At 67.2% G+C, this 17341-nt stretch carries 14 protein-coding genes and 2 pseudogenes; 11 read left to right on the plus strand and 5 right to left on the minus strand.

Annotation, left to right across the window (positions count from 1 at the left end):
* Positions 1-224: 224 nt before the first annotated feature.
* From AC1G9C_RS11585 to AC1G9C_RS11600, 4 genes are all read left to right on the plus strand, one after another.
* Positions 225-1139: a LysR substrate-binding domain-containing protein gene (locus AC1G9C_RS11585; protein WP_480410260.1), complete on the plus strand. Its 915-nt coding sequence runs from the start codon at positions 225-227 to the stop codon at positions 1137-1139.
* Between the two features lie 186 nt (positions 1140-1325).
* Complete coding sequence (gene mexE, locus AC1G9C_RS11590) at positions 1326-2564, plus strand: multidrug efflux RND transporter periplasmic adaptor subunit MexE (protein ID WP_480410261.1); 1239 nt, start codon at positions 1326-1328, stop codon at positions 2562-2564.
* A 70-nt stretch (positions 2565-2634) separates the two neighbouring features.
* A complete protein-coding gene (locus AC1G9C_RS11595; RefSeq protein ID WP_480410262.1) occupies positions 2635-5817 on the plus strand; it encodes an efflux RND transporter permease subunit in 3183 nt (1060 codons plus the stop codon).
* Positions 5814-7214 carry an efflux transporter outer membrane subunit gene (locus tag AC1G9C_RS11600; RefSeq protein ID WP_122107946.1) on the plus strand — a complete coding sequence of 467 codons (1401 nt, stop codon included), beginning with the start codon at positions 5814-5816 and terminating at the stop codon, positions 7212-7214. Before AC1G9C_RS11595 ends, AC1G9C_RS11600 begins: the two co-directional genes overlap by 4 nt.
* A gap of 130 nt (positions 7215-7344) precedes the next feature.
* Here the strand turns inward: AC1G9C_RS11600 and AC1G9C_RS11605 are convergent, their stop codons facing one another.
* Positions 7345-7851, minus strand: a complete 507-nt coding sequence (locus tag AC1G9C_RS11605) for a DUF1993 domain-containing protein (RefSeq protein WP_480410263.1) — start codon at positions 7849-7851, stop codon at positions 7345-7347.
* A 67-nt stretch (positions 7852-7918) separates the two neighbouring features.
* Between AC1G9C_RS11605 and AC1G9C_RS11610 the strand changes: the two genes are divergently transcribed.
* Entirely contained in the window at positions 7919-8278 is a 360-nt protein-coding gene (locus AC1G9C_RS11610) for an MmcQ/YjbR family DNA-binding protein (protein ID WP_122107948.1), read from the plus strand.
* On the opposite strand, the gene AC1G9C_RS11615 is transcribed toward AC1G9C_RS11610, so the two are convergent.
* Both AC1G9C_RS11615 and AC1G9C_RS11620 read right to left on the minus strand, forming a co-directional pair.
* A complete protein-coding gene (locus AC1G9C_RS11615; RefSeq protein WP_480410264.1) occupies positions 8258-8956 on the minus strand; it encodes a DUF1294 domain-containing protein in 699 nt (232 codons plus the stop codon). The two genes, AC1G9C_RS11610 and AC1G9C_RS11615, sit on opposite strands and share 21 nt — an antisense overlap.
* The gene (locus AC1G9C_RS11620) at positions 8953-9783 is read right to left on the minus strand and encodes an undecaprenyl-diphosphate phosphatase (RefSeq protein ID WP_397498416.1); all 831 of its coding nucleotides are present in this window, start codon (positions 9781-9783) and stop codon (positions 8953-8955) included. Before AC1G9C_RS11620 ends, AC1G9C_RS11615 begins: the two co-directional genes overlap by 4 nt.
* A 349-nt stretch (positions 9784-10132) precedes the next feature.
* On the opposite strand from AC1G9C_RS11620, the pseudogene AC1G9C_RS11625 reads away from it, so the two are divergent.
* From AC1G9C_RS11625 to AC1G9C_RS11645, 5 genes and pseudogenes are all read left to right on the plus strand, one after another.
* Positions 10133-10771 (plus strand): annotated as a pseudogene (locus tag AC1G9C_RS11625) (cache domain-containing protein); the annotation flags it as partial.
* Between the two features lie 315 nt (positions 10772-11086).
* Positions 11087-11677, plus strand: a pseudogene (locus tag AC1G9C_RS11630) (methyl-accepting chemotaxis protein); the annotation flags it as partial.
* 7 nt (positions 11678-11684) lie between these two features.
* Positions 11685-12299 carry a hypothetical protein gene (locus AC1G9C_RS11635; RefSeq protein ID WP_457787290.1) on the plus strand — a complete coding sequence of 205 codons (615 nt, stop codon included), beginning with the start codon at positions 11685-11687 and terminating at the stop codon, positions 12297-12299.
* 52 nt (positions 12300-12351) lie between these two features.
* A complete protein-coding gene (gene pnuC, locus AC1G9C_RS11640) occupies positions 12352-12921 on the plus strand; it encodes a nicotinamide riboside transporter PnuC (protein WP_480410265.1) in 570 nt (189 codons plus the stop codon).
* Complete coding sequence (locus AC1G9C_RS11645; RefSeq protein ID WP_457787292.1) at positions 12918-13469, plus strand: AAA family ATPase; 552 nt, start codon at positions 12918-12920, stop codon at positions 13467-13469. Before pnuC ends, AC1G9C_RS11645 begins: the two co-directional genes overlap by 4 nt.
* On the opposite strand, the gene AC1G9C_RS11650 is transcribed toward AC1G9C_RS11645, so the two are convergent.
* Complete coding sequence (locus AC1G9C_RS11650; protein WP_457787293.1) at positions 13437-13904, minus strand: DUF3429 domain-containing protein; 468 nt, start codon at positions 13902-13904, stop codon at positions 13437-13439. The genes AC1G9C_RS11645 and AC1G9C_RS11650 overlap by 33 nt on opposite strands.
* Before the next feature lie 71 nt (positions 13905-13975).
* Positions 13976-15226, minus strand: coding sequence for a sigma-54-dependent transcriptional regulator (locus tag AC1G9C_RS11655; RefSeq protein ID WP_457787294.1), 1251 nt, complete (start codon positions 15224-15226; stop codon positions 13976-13978).
* A 227-nt stretch (positions 15227-15453) separates the two neighbouring features.
* Here AC1G9C_RS11655 and AC1G9C_RS11660 point away from each other — a divergent pair, with 227 nt between their 5' ends.
* On the plus strand, positions 15454-17334 hold the full coding sequence (locus AC1G9C_RS11660; protein ID WP_457787295.1) for a di-heme-cytochrome C peroxidase: 1881 nt from the start codon (positions 15454-15456) through the stop codon (positions 17332-17334).
* The last annotated feature ends 7 nt before the right edge of the window (positions 17335-17341 follow it).

Below are 17341 nucleotides of genomic sequence, written 5' to 3' on the forward strand. Positions count from 1 at the left end.
TACCTCGAGCTCCGATCACGGATTAACACTTCAATGCCTGTGGACTCTATCCGCAGATCGCCGCTGGCACCACCCGCCGGCATCGATAGTGCAAATGCCTGGCAGTGATTCAGCAGCGTGCCGGGCACCTTTCAATCTCGCCCGTACTGCCCGTACTATTGCGCGGCAAGGCTCTCATTTGCCACGCCGTGCTGACAAGGCCCGGTCTCTCGGATGGTAACCGGATGAACCGCAACGACCTGCGCCGCCTCGACCTCAACCTGCTGATCGTCTTCGAGACGCTGATGCACGAGCGCAGCGTGACCCGCGCCGCGGAAAAGCTGTTCCTCGGCCAGCCGGCGATCAGCGCCGCCCTCGCCCGCCTGCGCAGTCTGTTCGACGACCCCCTGTTCGTGCGTACCGGGCGCAGCATGGAGCCGACCCCGCGCGCCCAGGAAATCTTCGCCCTGCTCGCCCCGGCACTGGACTCGATCTCCACCGCGGTCAGCCGCGCCGCCGACTTCGACCCGGCCACCAGCAAGGCGGTGTTTCGCGTCGGCCTGTCCGACGACGTCGAATTCGCCCTGCTGCCGGCCCTGCTCCGCCGCCTGCGCGCCGAGGCACCGGGCGTGGTGCTGGTGGTGCGGCGCACCAACTACCTGCTGATGCCGGGCCTGCTGGCCTCCGGCGAAATCTCCGTAGGCGTCGCCTACACCGAGGAGCTGCCGGCCAACGCCAAGCGCAAGGTGCTGCGCCGCAGCAAGGCGCGCCTGCTGCGCGCCGACGCTGTGCCCGGTGCGCTGAGCCTGGACGACTACTGCGCCAGGCCGCATGCGCTGGTGTCGTTCGCCGGCGACCTCACCGGCTTCATCGACGAAGAACTGGAGAGGATCGGCCGCAAGCGCCATGTGGTGCTGGCCGTGCCGCAGTTCAACGGCCTGGGCACCCTGCTCGCCGGCACCGACATAGTCGCCAGCGTGCCGGACTACACCGCCGCCGTGCTCACCGCCGCCGGCGGCCTGCGCGCCGAGGAACTGCCGCTTGAGACCCAGTCCTTCGAGCTGCACATGGCCTGGCGCGGTGCCCAGGACAACGACCCGGCCGAACGCTGGCTGCGCTCGCGCATCCAGATGTTCTGCGGCGATCCGGACAGCCTGTAGCCGCCAGGCGAAAAGGCACCGATAACGGGCACCGCAACGCCTTCGCGCACCATCATCGAGCCTCGACGATAGAGCGCTGCCAATCATCATTACCGCTGATATTCAACTTCGCGGCATTCGATTCGTCGTCTGCCAGCCCTCGCAGCAGACTCCGCCCATTCACAAATCCGACTGGCGGAGTCACTCATGGAACAGCCCCATAAGAACATCTGGATTTTTCCCCTGGCGCTCGCCGCCACCCTGGTGCTCAGCGCCTGCGGTCAGGCGCCGGACGCCATGCAGCAGATGCCGGCGCCCAAGGTCAGTGTGGCCGAGGTGATCGAGCAGCCGATCAACGAGTGGGACGAGTTCACCGGCCGCCTCGAGGCGCCGCAGTCGGTCGAGGTGCGCCCGCGGGTGTCCGGCTATATCGACAAGGTGGCCTTCGCCGAGGGCAGCCTGGTGAAGAAAGGCGACCTGCTGTTCCAGATCGACCCGCGTCCCTTCCAGGCCGAGGTCAAGCGCCTCGAAGCCCAGCTGCAGCAAGCCCGCGCCAACCTGACCCGAGCCAACAGCGAAGCCCGTCGCGGCGAACGTCTGCGCCAGAGCAACGCCATCTCCGCCGAACTGGCCGACGCCCGCGCCAGCGCCGCCGCCGAGGCCCAGGCCGCCGTGGCGGCGATCCAGGCGGAGCTGGACAACGCCCGCCTCAACCTCGATTTTACCCGCATCACCGCGCCCATCGACGGCCGCGTCAGCCGCGCCGAGATCACCGAAGGCAACCTGGTCGGTGCCGGCGAGAGCCTGCTGACTTCGGTGGTCTCCACCGACAAGGTCTACGCCTACTTCGACGCCGACGAGCGAGTGTTCCTCAAGTACCTCGAGCTGGCCCGCCAGGCCGGCGGCGACGCCCGCGGCGCCAGCCCGGTGTACCTCGGTCTGTCCAGCGAAGACGGTCATCCGCATCTGGGCCAGCTGGACTTTCTCGATAATCAGGTCAACCCGCGCACTGGCACCATCCGCGGTCGTGCGGTGTTCGACAACGCCGATGGCCGCTTCACCCCGGGCCTCTACGCCCGGCTGAAACTGGTCGGCAGTGCGGCCTACCCCGCCGCGCTGATCAAGGACGAGGCGGTCGGCACCGATCTGGGCAAGAAGTTCGTCCTGGTGCTCGGCGAGGACAACGCCGTGGCCTACCGCGCCATCGAGCTGGGGCCGAAGCTGGAGGGCCTGCGCATCGTCCGCAGCGGTCTGGCCAAGGGCGAGAAGATAGTGGTCAACGGCCTGCAGCGGGCCATGCCTGGCGCCACCGTCGATCCGCAGGCGGTGCCCATGGCCGATCCCGCGACCCTGGCCCAGCTGGCGCAGATGCGCCAGGCCGTGGATGGTACTCAGGCCCCGCGCCTGGCCAGCAAGAGCAACGCCGCCGGTACGCCGCGCAGCTGATAACGCCTTGGTGCGCGCAGCGCTCCCTGCATAGGGGGCGCATGGCGCACCCGTGCCCGAGGACAGTCCCATGAATTTCTCGCAATTCTTCGTGCTGCGGCCGATCTTCGCCGCGGTGCTGTCGCTGATCATCCTGATCGGCGGCGCCATCTCGCTGTTTCAGTTGCCGATCAGCGAATACCCGGAAGTGGTGCCGCCCACCGTGGTGGTGCGCGCCAACTTCCCCGGCGCCAACCCCAAGGTGATCGGCGAGACCGTCGCCTCGCCGCTGGAGCAGGCGATCACCGGCGTGGAAGGCATGCTCTACATGTCGTCGCAGTCCACCGCCGACGGCAAGCTGACCCTGACCATCACCTTCGCCCTCGGCACCGACCTGGACAATGCCCAGGTGCAGGTGCAGAACCGCGTGACCCGCACCATGCCGACCCTGCCCACCGAGGTGCAGCGCCTCGGCGTGACCGTCGACAAGGCCTCGCCCGACCTGACCATGGTGGTGCACCTGACCTCGCCGGACGACCGCTACGACATGCTCTACCTGTCCAACTACGCCGCGCTCAACGTCAAGGACGAGCTGGCGCGGCTGGACGGTGTCGGCGACGTGCAGCTGTTCGGCCTGGGCAACTATTCGCTGCGCGTGTGGCTCGACCCGAACAAGGTGGCCTCGCGGGGCCTCACCGCCACCGACGTGGTGAGCGCCATTCGCGAGCAGAACCGCCAGGTGGCGGCCGGCTCGCTCGGCGCGCCGCCTTCGGATGCCGGCAACAGCTTCCAGCTGTCGATCAACACCCAGGGCCGCCTGGTCGACGAGGAGGAGTTCGAGAACATCATCATCCGCGCCGGCGAAGACGGCGAAATCACCCGCCTCAAGGACATCGCCCGCATCGAGCTGGGTTCCAGCCAGTACGCCCTGCGCTCGCTGCTCAACAACAAGCCGGCGGTAGCCATCCCGGTGTTCCAGCGCCCCGGTTCCAACGCCATCGAGATCTCCGATGCGGTGCGGGCACGCATGGCCGAGCTCAAGCAGAGTTTCCCCCAGGGCGTGGACTGCGAGATCGTCTACGACCCGACCATCTTCGTGCGCGGCTCCATCGAGGCGGTGGTGCACACCCTGCTTGAGGCCATCGTGCTGGTGGTGCTGGTGGTGGTCCTGTTCCTGCAGACCTGGCGCGCCTCGATCATCCCGCTGGCCGCCGTGCCGGTGTCCTTGATCGGAACCTTCGCCGTGATGCACATGTTCGGCTTCTCGCTCAACGCCCTGTCGCTGTTCGGCCTGGTGCTGGCCATCGGCATCGTGGTGGACGACGCCATCGTCGTGGTGGAGAACGTCGAGCGTAATATCGGCCTGGGCAAGACGCCGGTAGAGGCGACCAAACAAGCCATGAAGGAAGTTACCGGGCCCATCGTCGCCACCGCCCTGGTGCTGTGCGCGGTGTTCGTGCCGACCGCCTTCATCTCCGGGCTGTCCGGGCAGTTCTACCAGCAGTTCGCGCTGACCATCGCCATCTCCACGGTGATCTCGGCGTTCAACTCGCTGACCCTGTCGCCGGCGCTGGCCGCCGCCCTGCTGAGGAGCCATGATGCGCCCAAGGACGGCTTCTCGCGCCTGCTCGACAAGCTGTTCGGCGCCTGGCTGTTCACCCCCTTCAACCGCTTCTTCGACCGCGCCAGCCACGGCTACGTCGGCACCGTGCAGCGCGTACTGCGCACCAGCGGCGTGGCCATGTTCCTCTACGCCGGCCTGCTGGGGCTGGGCTACCTGGGCTTTTCGACGACGCCCACGGGCTTCGTGCCGCAGCAGGACAAGCAGTACCTGGTGGCCTTCGCCCAGTTGCCGGACGCCGCCACCCTGGACCGCACCGAGGCGGTGATCAAGCGTATGTCGGAGATCGCCGGCAAGCACCCGGGCGTGGAGAACACAGTGGCCTTCCCCGGTCTGTCGATCAACGGCTTCACCAACAGCCCCAACAGCGGCATCGTCTTCACCCCGCTCAAGCCGTTCGACGAGCGCAGTGATCCGTCGATGTCGGCCAACGCCATCGCCGCCGAGCTGAATGCCCAGTTCGCCGAGATCCAGGACGCCTACATCGCCATCTTCCCGCCGCCGCCCGTGCAGGGTCTCGGCACCATCGGTGGCTTCCGCCTGCAGATCCAGGACCGCGGTAGCCTGGGCTACGAGGAGCTGTACGCGCAGACCCAGAACATCCTGGGCAAGGCGCGCCAGTTGCCCGAGCTCAACCCCATGTCGGTGTTCACCAGCTACCAGGTCAACGTGCCGCAGATCGATGCCAACATCGACCGCGAGAAGGCCAAGACCCACGGCGTGGCCATCAGCGACATCTTCGACACCATGCAGGTGTACCTGGGCTCGCTGTACGCCAACGACTTCAACCGCTTCGGCCGCACCTACCAGGTCAACGTCCAGGCCGACCAGCAGTTCCGCCTGGAACCGGAGCAGATCGGCCAGCTCAAGGTGCGCAACAACCGCGGGGAAATGGTGCCGCTGTCCACCTTCGTCAAGGTGGAGAACAGCGCCGGCCCCGACCGGGTGATGCACTACAACGGCTTCCTCACCGCCGAGATCAACGGCGCGGCGGCGCCCGGCTACAGCTCCGGCCAGGCCGAGGCGGCGATCGCCAAGCTGCTGAAAGAAGAACTGCCCAACGGCATGACCTTCGAGTGGACCGAGCTGACCTATCAGCAGATCCTCGCCGGAAACAGCGCGATCTTCATCTTCCCGCTCTGCGTGCTGCTGGCCTTCCTGGTGCTGGCCGCCCAGTACGAAAGCTGGAGCCTGCCGCTGGCGGTGATCCTGATCGTGCCGACGGTGCTGTTCTCCGCCATCACCGGGGTGATCCTGGCCGGCGGCGACAACAACATCTTCACCCAGATCGGCCTGATCGTGCTGGTGGGCCTGGCGTGCAAGAACGCCATCCTCATCGTCGAGTTCGCCAAAGAGAAACAGGAGGAAGGCCTGGATCGCATCAGTGCGGTGCTGGAAGCCTGCCGCCTGCGTCTGCGGCCGATCCTGATGACCTCGATCGCCTTCATCATGGGCGTGGTACCGCTGGTGCTGTCCTCTGGCGCCGGCGCCGAGATGCGCCATGCCATGGGCGTGGCGGTATTTAGCGGGATGATCGGCGTGACCTTCTTCGGTCTGCTGCTGACCCCGGTGTTCTACGTGCTGATCCGCGCCTTCGTCGAGAAACGCCAGGCGCGCAAAGCCCAAGCCGCTGCCCACGAGGTGCACGCATGAAGCGCGTTGCCAATGCCCTGAAGATCAGCCTGCTGGCCCTGGCGGTCAGCGCCTGCGCGGTCGGCCCGGATTACCGCGCGCCGCAGACCGAACCGGCGCGCCTCGACGCGCTGGAGGCCGGCGACTACGACCGCACCCGTTTCGAGGCCGCCTGGTGGCAGCAGTTCGACGACCCGACGCTGAACCGCCTGGTGCAGCGCTCGCTGGCGGACAACCGCGAGCTGCGCGTGGCCTTCAGCCGCCTGCGCGCGGCGCGGGCGATCCGCGACGATGTCGCCAACGACCGCTTGCCCACCGTCACCAGCCGCGCCAGCGGCGAGTTCGGCAAGGCCCAGCAGCCGCCCACCAGCGAGCAGCGCATCCGTCAGGAACGCTACGACCTGGGCCTGGACATGGCCTGGGAACTCGACCTGTTCGGCCGCATCCAGCGCCAGCTGGAGGCCAGCGAAGCGCAGATCGAGGTGGCCGAGGCCGACTACTACCAGCTGCAGGTCAGCCTGATCGCCGAGCTGGTGGATGCCTACGGCACCCTGCGCGGCGCCCAGCTGCGCGAGCACATCGCCCGCGAGAATCTGAAGAACCAGCAGGACTCGCGGGCCATCACCGAGCAGCTGCGCGACGCCGGCGTCGGCAGCGAGCTGGACGTGCTGCGCGCCGACGCCCGCCTGGCCGCCACCGAGGCCAGCCTGCCGCAGCTGCAGGCCGAACAGGTGCGCGCACAGAACCGCATCGCCACCCTGCTCGGCCAGCGTCCGGAGCAGCTGGAGGTGGACCTGTCGGCCCGGCCGCTGCCGGCCATCGCCAAGGCCCTGCCGATCGGCGATCCGGGCGAGCTGCTGCGCCGCCGTCCCGACGTGCAGGCCGCCGAACGCCAACTGGCCGCGGCCACGGCGCAGATCGGCGTGGCCACCGCGGATCTGTTCCCGCGGGTCAGCCTGTCCGGTTTCCTCGGTTTTACCGCCGGGCGCGGCTCGCAGCTGGGCTCCTCGGCCGCACGCGCCTGGGGCGTGGCGCCGAGCATCAGCTGGGCGGCGTTCGACCTGGGCAGCGTGCGCGCCCGTCTGCGCGGCGCCGAGGCCGAAGCCGACGGCGCCCTGGCGCAGTACGAGCAGCAGGTGCTGCTGGCCCTGGAGGAATCGGAAAACGCCTTCAGCGACTACGCCAAGCGTCAGCAGCGCCTGCTCTCGCTGCTGCGCCAGGCCGAGGCCAGCCGCGCCGCCGCCGAGCAGGCGGCGATCCGCTACCGCGAAGGCACGGTGGATTTCCTCGTGCTGCTCGACGCCGAACGCGAGCGCCTGGCCGCCGAAGACGCCCAGGCGCTGGCCGAGGTCGAGCTGTACAGCGGCATAGTCGCCATCTACAAGGCGCTCGGCGGCGGCTGGCAACCACAGGCCTGACGCTTTCCTCTCTCCCGACCGGCAACCGCCAGTCGCTCCGGCCCCAGGGTGTTGGCTCCTTACCCTGGGGCTTTTTTTGCCGATGAAGGCATTGCCGTGAGGCGCGCCGCCACTGCAGATACAGGATGCCTCAGGGGTGACCGAGATAATCCATCTTGCCCAGCGGCACGCCGTTATGGCGCAGGATGGCGTAGGCGATGCTGAGGTGGAAATAGAAGTTGGGCAGGACGAAATTGAGCAGATAGTCCTGACCGCTGAAGCGCAGTTCCAGGCCGGGAAAACTCAGGCTGACGGCGCGGCTTTCGCTGCCATCGAGCTGCTGCGGGCTGACGCTGCGCAGAAAGTCGCAGGTCTTGCCGATGCGCGCCTGCAGCTCGGCGAAGCTGCTCTCGGTGTCGGCGAAACTGGGCACCTCGACCCCCGCCAGGCGCGCCGCACAGCCCTTGACCGCGTCGCTGGCGATCTGCACCTGGCGGGTCAGCGGGTACATGTCCGGCGCCAGGCGGGCGCTCAGCAGCACCTCGGCGGCGATCTTGTGGTCGTGGGCATGCTGCTCGGCCTTGTCGAGAATCGCCGCAAGATTGCCGAGCATGCGCAGGAAAACCGGAATCGAAGCGTGGTACATGGACAGCGACATGGTGCACTCCCAGGTGGGTGGATAGACTTGCCAGCTTAGTCCTCCGCCAACCGCCCTGGAGCCGGAAATGACCTCCGATCAGATCGCCGCCTTCTGTCTGGCCCTGCCCGGCGTCCGCGAAGACCTCAAGTGGGGCCGCAACCGGGTATTTTCGGTGGCCGGCAACAAGATGTTCGCCATCCTCGATTTTCTCGGCGAAGACCTGGCGTTCAAGGTGGACGGCGACCTGTTCCTCGGCTTCGTCGACCGCCCCGGCATCCGCCCGGCCCCGTACCTGGCGCGGGCACACTGGATCAGCATGAGCGGGCGGCAGCCGCCGCTGGGCGAAGCCGAACTGCGGCGGTTGCTCACCCGCTCGCACCAGTTGGTGGTGCGCAAGCTGGCCAAGCGCCTGCAGCCGGGGCTGCTACTGGACGAACAGCGGTAAATGGCGGGCGATATAGGCGCCATCGAGCAGCAGCCAATCGAGCCAGAACACCTGATGAGCGGCGACGATCAGCCAGAACACCGTCTGGTAGGAAGCCTTGCGCGTCTTGTGGCGCAGGAACTGTTGCGCCAGCAGCGCACCGGGCCAGCCGCCGGCCAGCTCCACCAGGTGCAGGGTGTTTTCCGGGATGCGTCGGCCGCCGCCCTGGGCGCTGCGTTTATCCAGCCAGTACAGCAGCAAGCCGAGCAGACTGGCCGCCAGGTACAGCGGCAGCACCCACGGCAGCCCGGCGCCGAGCGACTGCAGGGCCCCCAGTAGCGGTAACGCGCAGAGCGCGGCGAACAGCGCGAGCTTCAGCCCCGGATTGCGAACGCCTAGAGCCGCGCCGCGCGCCGCCCGCGCCCCTGCAGGCTGGCGCGGCGCCCTGGGTTGGCGGCGGATCGCCGGCCGGTCCAGACTCGGTGAGCCGGCCAGGCGCATATGCTCGGCCCGCGGCCGGCCGCGGGCATCGCACCCCTCGACATAGAGCAGGCTGTCGCCGACTTGCGGGCGCCGCTCACCGCGCATCGCCGAAATATGCGCGAACACCTCGGCGCCGCCGCCCTGCGGCTGGATAAAGCCGAAGCCCTTGTCGTCGTTCCAGCTGGTGAGGCGCCCCGCGCGCTCCTTGGCCATCATCCCTGCGCGGTGCTCCAGTCGATCAGCTGCAGTTGCCAGGTGGCGAGGATCAGCAGACCGAAGCCGATGCGGTACCAGGCGAACAGGGCATAGCTGTGGTTGGCGATGAACTTGAGCAATGCCCGCACGGTGAACATCGCCACGATAAAGGTGGTGACGAAGCCGATGGCAAAGGTGGGCAGGTCGCTCAGTTGCAGGATGTCGCGGTACTTGAACAGGGAGTAGACGGTTGCGGCGACCATGGTCGGCATGGCCAGGAAGAAGGAAAACTCGGTGGCCGCCTTGCGTGACAGGCCGAACACCAGTCCACCGATGATGGTGGCGCCGGAGCGGGAGGTGCCGGGAATCAGCGCCAGGCATTGGGCGAAGCCGACCTTGAGGGCCAGGCTCCAGGTCATGTCGTCGACCGTTTCGGCCTTGATCTCATGCTCGCGCTTCTCTGCCCAGATCATCACGATGCCGCCTACTATCAAGGCAGTGGCCACGGTGATGGGGTTGAACAGCCAGTGCTCGATGAGATCGGCGAAGGCCAGACCGAGGATCACCGCCGGAATGAAGGCCAGCAGCAGGTTGAAGGTGAAGCGTTGCGCCTGCGGCTCGCTCGGCAGCCCGCGCACCACGTCGAAGATCCTCTGGCGAAACTCCCACATCACCGCCAGGATGGCGCCCAACTGGATGATGATCTTGAACGCGGTGGCGGTCTCGCCGTTGAAGTCCAGCAGGTCGCCGACCACGATCAGGTGTCCGGTACTGGAAATCGGCAGGAACTCGGTCAGCCCCTCCACTATGCCCAGAATCAAGGCCTGCATGGCCGCCCAGAAGTCCATCGAATTCCCCCAGAAATCGCGGCGAACGCCGCACAAGTAAATAGGCCGGCACAGTCGAACGCTGTGCCGTGCGCTGGGACACGGAGGCGCCCCAGAGGTTCCCCGCCCCCTCTAGCTCGGTGCAAACTCAGGTTTTACGCCGAGCGGCCGAAATGCTATCAGACAACTAGAGTAAAGAATGCCTCGTCGTGACCAGCAGTTCGCGCCGCCCGGCCAGGCCGCTTCGAGCCCGACAACAACAAGAATCAGGAACTCGTCCATGAACAGCTTACGTAGTCTTCCCATCAGCCGGCGCCTGTGGCTGATCCTGGCGCTGGCCATCCTGACCCTGATCCTGCTCGGCGCCTATATGCTGCGCCAGATCAATCTCGACCTGTATGCCGGCAAGGCGGAAAAGACCGAGCACGTGGTGCAGAGCGCCGCCGGCATCCTCAAGCACTACCACGGCCTGGAGAGCGCCGGCAGCCTGAGCCGCGAGGACGCGCAGAAACAGGCCATGGAGCTGATCCGCGGGCTGCGCTACGCCGGCCAGGAGTACTTCTGGATCAACGACCAGACTCCGGTGATGATCATGCACCCGACCAACCCCAAGCTGGAGGGGCAGAACCTCTCCGGTTTCAAGGATCCGGACGGCAAGGCGCTGTTCAACGAGATGGTGGCCGTCACCCGCAGCCAGGGCGCCGGCCAGGTCGACTACCGCTGGCCCAAGCCGGGCGCCAGCGAGCCGGTGCCGAAGATTTCCTATGTCGAACTGTTCCAGCCCTGGGGCTGGATCATCGGCTCCGGCGTCTATGTCGACGACGTCCAGGCGGTGTTCAAGGAACAGGCCCTGCGCGCCCTGGGCATCGGTCTGCTGATCACCCTGCTGCTCGCCACCCTGGTGTTGCTGATCGCCCGCAGCATCGCCCAGCCGCTGCAGGCGGCGGTGGACGCCATGGCCAATATCGCCAGCGGCGAAGGCGACCTGACGCGCAACCTCGATACCCACGGGCGCGACGAGCTGACCGCCCTGGCCAGCCATTTCAACGCCTTCACCGACAAGTTGCGCGGCGTCATCCGCCAGCTGCTCGACTCGGCCGGCTCGCTGGATCAGGCCGCGCGCTCGCTCGGCGACATTTCCAGCGAGGCGCAGCAGCACAGCCGACAGCAGGCGCAGCAGATGGAGCTGGTGGCCACCGCGGTCAACCAGGTGACCTACGGCGTGCAGGACGTGGCGAAGAACGCCGAGCACGCTTCCAGCGAGGTGCACGCCGCCGAGGAACAGGCCACTCAGGGCCAACAGAACATCGAGGCCAGCCTGCGCCAGATCGGCCAGCTGTCGGCCACCATCGACAAGGCGGTGGCGGTGATCCAGTCGCTGGCCAGCGAAAGCACGCAGATCGGCAGCGTGCTCGAGGTGATCCGCTCGATCGCCGAGCAGACCAACCTGCTCGCGCTCAACGCCGCCATCGAGGCGGCGCGGGCCGGTGAACAGGGCCGCGGTTTCGCCGTGGTGGCCGACGAGGTGCGCCTGCTGGCGCAGCGCACGCAGCAGTCGACGGCGGAAATCCAGGGCATGATCGAACGCCTGCAGGGCAACTCCGAGGCGGCGGTCAAGGTCATCCACGAAAGCAGCCGCGCCTCGCAACTGACCGTGGAGCAGGCCAGCCAGGCTGGTCAAAGCCTGGTGCAGATCGCACAATCGCTGCGCAACCTGACCGGGCTCAACGCCTCGATCGCCAGCGCCACCCTGGAGCAGTCGCATGTGGTGGAAGACATCAACCAGAACGTCACCCAGACCGCCGGCCTGGCGCACAACACCGCCGAGGCCGCCGAGCAGTCCAACGCCGCCAGCCAGCACCTCAAGCAGCTGGCCGACCAGTTGGGCCGCCTGCTGGGACAGTTCCGCGTGTGAGGCCCGCATGAGCAGCATGGAGCATCAGGAGGTCGACTTCAGTCGGCCGCAGAACCAGGACCTGATCTGGGACCTCGACAGCATGGCCCGCCGAGAGTTGGCCGAGCGCTTCATCAAGCTGTTCGAGAACCGCCTGTGCGTCTATTCCGAGTCGGTGGGCCAGCTGTACACCAATTACAGCCTGCATTTCCCCAGCGACCTCGGGCGCAAGATGGTTGTGCTGCCCAACCCCTACGCCTTCCACGACACCCTGCACGGCATCGACAGCCAGGCCATACGCAAGACCGGTCTGTGCGTGCTGCCGGGCAAGGTGCTGGGCAAGCCCGGCCTGCTGCTCGGCACCCAGCTCCGGGATGGCGGCCCGGCGCCCAAGACCATGGCCTTCAAGCCGGCGCTGGCGCAGATCATCAGCAACCAGAAGAAGGTCGGCGATGTGTTCCTGCCGGTGCTGATGAAGGGCGATCTGCGCGAGTTCGACCAGCAGATGCCCTATATCCACCTGCATCGTCTGCAACTGGCGCGCCTGCCGCGGCTGTCCAGCTTCGAACGCGAGGACATCCAGCAGACCATCACCCGCAAGCTGCTGATGCTCTATCGCCTGGCCGACACCCTGGCGTGCTGAACGCCGGGCGGATCGCTACAATCGCCCCCCCTTTCCCTCCCGAGTAGCTTGGATGTCCTGGCTCGAACTCATCGCCGCCGGTCTCGGCATCGTCGCGGTCTGGCTGACGGTACGACAAAACCCCTGGTGCTGGCCTATCGGCCTGATCATGGTGCTGCTCTATGCCTGGCTGTTCTTCGACTGGCGGCTGTATTCCAATCTGCTGCTGCAGCTGCTGTTCGCCGGCCTGCAGCTGTACGGCTGGTGGCAATGGACCCGCGGGGGCGAGCATCACGACGGACGCCAAGTCAGCAGCCTCAGTGTTTCCGGCCTGGCCGTCGGACTGAGCGCCGGCGCCGGCGGAGCCCTGCTGCTCGGCTACCTGATGGCCACCCACACCGACGCCAGTTCGCCCTGGCTGGACGCCACGCTCACCGCCTTCAGCCTGATCGCCCAGTTGTGGATGGCGCAGAAGCGTCTGCAGTGCTGGGCGCTGTGGATAGTCGTGGACCTGTGCTATGTCGCCTTCTTCCTGCACAGCGCGCTGTACCTGACCGCCGGCCTGTACGCCGCCTTCACCGCGCTGGCTGTCAGCGGCTGGCTGAGCTGGCGTCACGCCCCGGCGCTGCGAGCCAGCGCATGAAGGTACTGGTGTTGACCGGCCCTGAATCCAGCGGCAAGAGCTGGTTGGCGACCGAGATCCAGGCACGCTTCGGCGGCCTGGTGGTGGGCGAGTACGTGCGCCATTTCATCGAGCGGGAGCGGCGCGACACCTGTTACGCCGATATCCCGGCCATCGCCCGCGGCCAACTGGCCTGGGAGGATGCCGCGCGGGCCGAACGCCCGGCGCTGCTGATCCTCGACACCCACCTGCTGAGCAACCTGCTGTGGAGCCGCTGCCTGTTCGGCGACTGCCCGCCGTGGCTGGAACACGAACTGCGCGCGCGCCGCTACGACCTGCACCTGCTGCTCGACCCGCAGGGCGTGCCCTGGGTCGACGACGGCCAACGCTGCCAGCCGCAGCTGGACGAGCGCCTGGCCTTCCAGCGCGCCTGCCGGCAGTGGCTGGTGGACAACCGCCAGCCATTCTGCGAGCTGTCCGGCGATTGGCCGCAACGCCGCCAGGCCGCGTTGGAACGGGTCGAGGCGCTGCTGGACTCAGCGGATCAGCACGCTGGCCCAGGCCAGTAGCAGGCTGGCGCAGACCACCAGGGTCAACGGCGTGCGCAGCGCCGGATACCACTGCGGCGCCAGCCCCACCTTGACCGCGTGCAGGTCGGCCAGATAGAGGCCGATAAAGGCCAAGAGGAAGATCGGCAGCGCCAGGGCCATGGGCAGACCGCTGGCCAGCGCGGCCCAGCCGAGCAAAGGCGGAATCACCGACAGGCCCAGTTGCAGCTGGGCATTCTCGTTGGTCTCCTCCGCGCGCATGGCCAGGCCCCAGTGGATCGCGCCCATAAAGGCGAGGATCACCGCGGCAAAATCCAGCAGCGCCGCCAGCACGAAGGGCCGCCAGCCCAGCGGGATCACCCAGATCCCCAAGGCCCCGCTGACGAAGGGCACCAGCCCGGCATAGCCCAGCAGCATGGCCAGTTGCGGCGGTTTCTCGGCGTCGAACGGGTGCATGGCGATCTCCTTGGCAAGATGGTGCGCCGTGCACCTTAGCAGTGTTTCGCCAGCGATACAGCCGCGGCGGGTCAGCGCAGGCGGTGCTTGTGCAGCAACCGATAGAAAGTCGGGCGGGAAATACCCAGGCTGCGCGCCGCCTGGCTCATATTGTTGGCGTAGCGTGCCAGCACGTCGTTGAGCGCCTGGCGCTCGGCGCGCAGGATGTAGTCGGCCAGGGTGGCGACCGCCGCGCTCTGCTCCTGCCCCGGCTCCAGGCCGAGATCGCGGGCGAGAATCTGCCGCCCCTGCGCCAGCACCAGGGCGCGCACCACCCGATTGCACAGCTCGCGCACGTTGCCCGGCCACAGGTGCTCGGCCATGGCGTCGATCGCCTCGTCGCTGAACCGCCGATGGCGCCGACCGATGACCGCGCCATAGACCTTGGCGAAATACTCGGCCAGCAGCAGCAGGTCGCCGCGGTGCTCGCGCAGCGGCGTGGTCTGCAGCTGCTGGCTGGCCAGCAGGCGGTACAGGTCGTCGCGCAAGCGGCCCTGGCGCACCGCCTCCTCCAGCTCGCCGCGGCTGATGGTCAGCAGGTGCAGGCCCGGATGCGCCTGCAGATGCTGCAGCAAGCGGCGCTGCCCGGTGCCGTCGAGCGCATCGACGCCCTCCAGCACCAGGGTGCCGCCCGCCGCTGCAGCCAGGGCGCCTCCTTCGCCGAACAAACGGGCCTCGAGCTGTGCGGCGGGCGGCGCGGCACAGTCGAAACGCAGATAGAGCTTGCCGGCGCGCGCCGAGCGCTCGTGCAGCAGGCGCGCCAGCAGGGCCTTGCCGCTGCCGCGTTCGCCAGTGAGCAACAGCGGCGCCTCCAGCCCGGCGCAGCGCTCGATTTGTTTGCGCAGTGCGCGGGTCTGGCTGCTGTTGCCGAGAAACTGACGGGGGTGGCGCTCGCCCTGCAGGCTGCGCAGGCGCGTGGTGGCCTGCGCCTGCGCCAGCGACTCGAGCAGCACCTCGGCCTCGCACGGCAGCGCATGGGCGGCGAAGAACCATTCGCCGATCAGCTCGGCGACCTCGCTCCGCGCCAGGCTCGGCCCATCGAGCAAGGCGACGCAACTGGCGGCGCTGCGCCGCAACAGCGCAAGCAGTCCCTGCGGCTGTAGCAGCAGCGCCTCGCCCAGGCGGATCAGCACGACATCGCCGTGCAGGCTGTCGCACTCGTCCAGGCGACAGCCGCGCAGTGCCCAGCCGGCGGCCTGCACACGTGGCAGCAGGCGTTCGCACTCGTCACAGGGGTCGATCACCAGTAACTGGCGGGATGCGACGGATACAGCCTCCAACATATCCCATCCTTGGCGCCATTATTTTGTAATCCCAATAAAAACAATGATTTGGCGCACATAGATGTAACGCTAGCAAGAACTTTGACGCCGCTTGGAACATTTCTCTATATCACTTGTTCTGGCTGGTTATGGCGAACTTCTCTTAGCCGTCAAGATGGCAACTTGCCAAGCGCCTGCGGTATTGGCATAACAAGCCCATTAATAAGAACGCCACAAGGAAGTCTCTGATGCGTCTGCTCCGTCGTACCCTGAAACTCATCCTGTTGCTGGCGCTGATCGGCCTGGCGGTGGTGCTTTACTACATCGCCAACCCCAACCTGCCGACCTTCGAACAACCCAGCCAGCTGCATTACCTCGAGCAATGGAGCGACGAGGAACGTCAGACCTACTACTACACACCCCAGGGCACCACGGTAAAAGGCCTGCGCTACGCCTGGTTCAACGCCCTGGAAATGCCCTTCGGCAGCGCCAAGTTCGCCCGCCCCGAATACCTCGCCCGCTTCGGTTTTCTCACCGACCCGAACCAGCGCGCCACGCCCCTCAACCCCGGCAACCTGCCGGTGGGTTTCGCCCGCCACCAGGACGACGAAAGCGGCGAGCACTTCCTCGACATCAGCTGCGCCGCCTGCCACACCGGCGAGCTGCGTTACCAGGGCCAGGCGGTGCGCATCGACGGCGGCGCCGCCCTGCACTCGCTGGCCTCCACCGTGCCGACCCTGCGCGGCGGCGGCTTCGGCCAGGCCCTGGGCATGAGCATGGCCTTCACCTACTACAACCCGCTGAAGTTCCGCCGCTTCGCCCGCGAAGTGCTCGGCGAGCAGTACCCGCAGGGGCGTGACGAACTGCGCAAGGACTTCAAGCAGGTGCTCGATCGCCTGCTGGCCACGGCGAAGAACGACTGGCACCGCGGCCTGTATCCCACCGAGGAAGGCTTCGGCCGCACCGATGCCTTCGGTCGCATTGCCAATACCGTGTTCGGTGACGCTCTCGACGAGGCCAACTACCGCATCGCCAATGCCCCGGTGAGCTACCCGCAGCTGTGGGACATCTGGAAGTTCGACTGGGTGCAGTGGAACGGCTCGGCGATGCAGCCTATGGCGCGCAACGTCGGCGAGGCGCTGGGCGTCGGCGCCAGCCTGCACCTGCTCGACGAGCAAGGACGCGGCGTCGCCGAGGCCGAGCGCTATGCCTCCAGCGTGCGCCTGCACGACCTGCATACCCTGGAAGAAACCCTGAAGAAACTGCAGCCGCCGAAGTGGCCGCAGGCCGTCTTCGGCCAGCTCGACCTGCCGCTGGCCAGTCGCGGCAAGGCGCTGTACACGGAAAACTGCGCCTACTGCCACGCCCCCGATCCGAAGCCGCGCGACCAGCGCCTGGCGCCGGCGCGCGACCCGGAATGGAAGATGCGCATCGTGCCGACTGCCATCGTCGGCACCGACCCGACCACCGCCGACAACATCGCCGACCACCGCTTCGACATCAGCCGCCTGGGCTGGACCAAGGCGGAGCTGTCGCGGCTGGACGTCCAGCTGTTCGGCGCCAGCCTCGACGAGGTCGACTTCAAACGCATCTCCAGCGCCAAGGGCCTGGCCTATATCACCGCCTACGTGGAAAACCGCGCCTATCAGGACGCCGGTATCTCCCCGCGCCAGCGCTGGCGCATGGACGGCTATGGGCTGTCCATCGGCGTGCAGGAGAAGCGCGGCTACAAGGCCCGTCCGCTGGACGGCATCTGGGCCACCCCGCCCTTCCTGCACAACGGCTCGGTGGCCAACCTGTTCGAGCTGCTGTCGCCGGTGTACGAACGGCAGACGCAGTTCTGGGTCGGCAACTTCGAGTTCGACCCGGTGCGCGTCGGCTACCGCAGCGAACCTTTCCCCGGCGGTTTCCTGTTCGACACCCGCATCACCGGCAACGGCAACGGCGGCCACGAGTTCCGCGACGGCTGCCGCCAGCAGGGCGTGATCGGTCGCGCCCTGGCGCCGGAGGAACGCCTGGCGCTGATCGAGTACCTCAAGGTGCTCGGCAACGCCGAACTGGAAAGCCAGCTCAGCAACGTGCCGGCCAAGGCCTGGACACCGGGGCCCGAGTGCGCGGGCCTGAACTGAACCCGAC

Source organism: Pseudomonas sp. ABa2 (genome assembly GCF_056676075.1).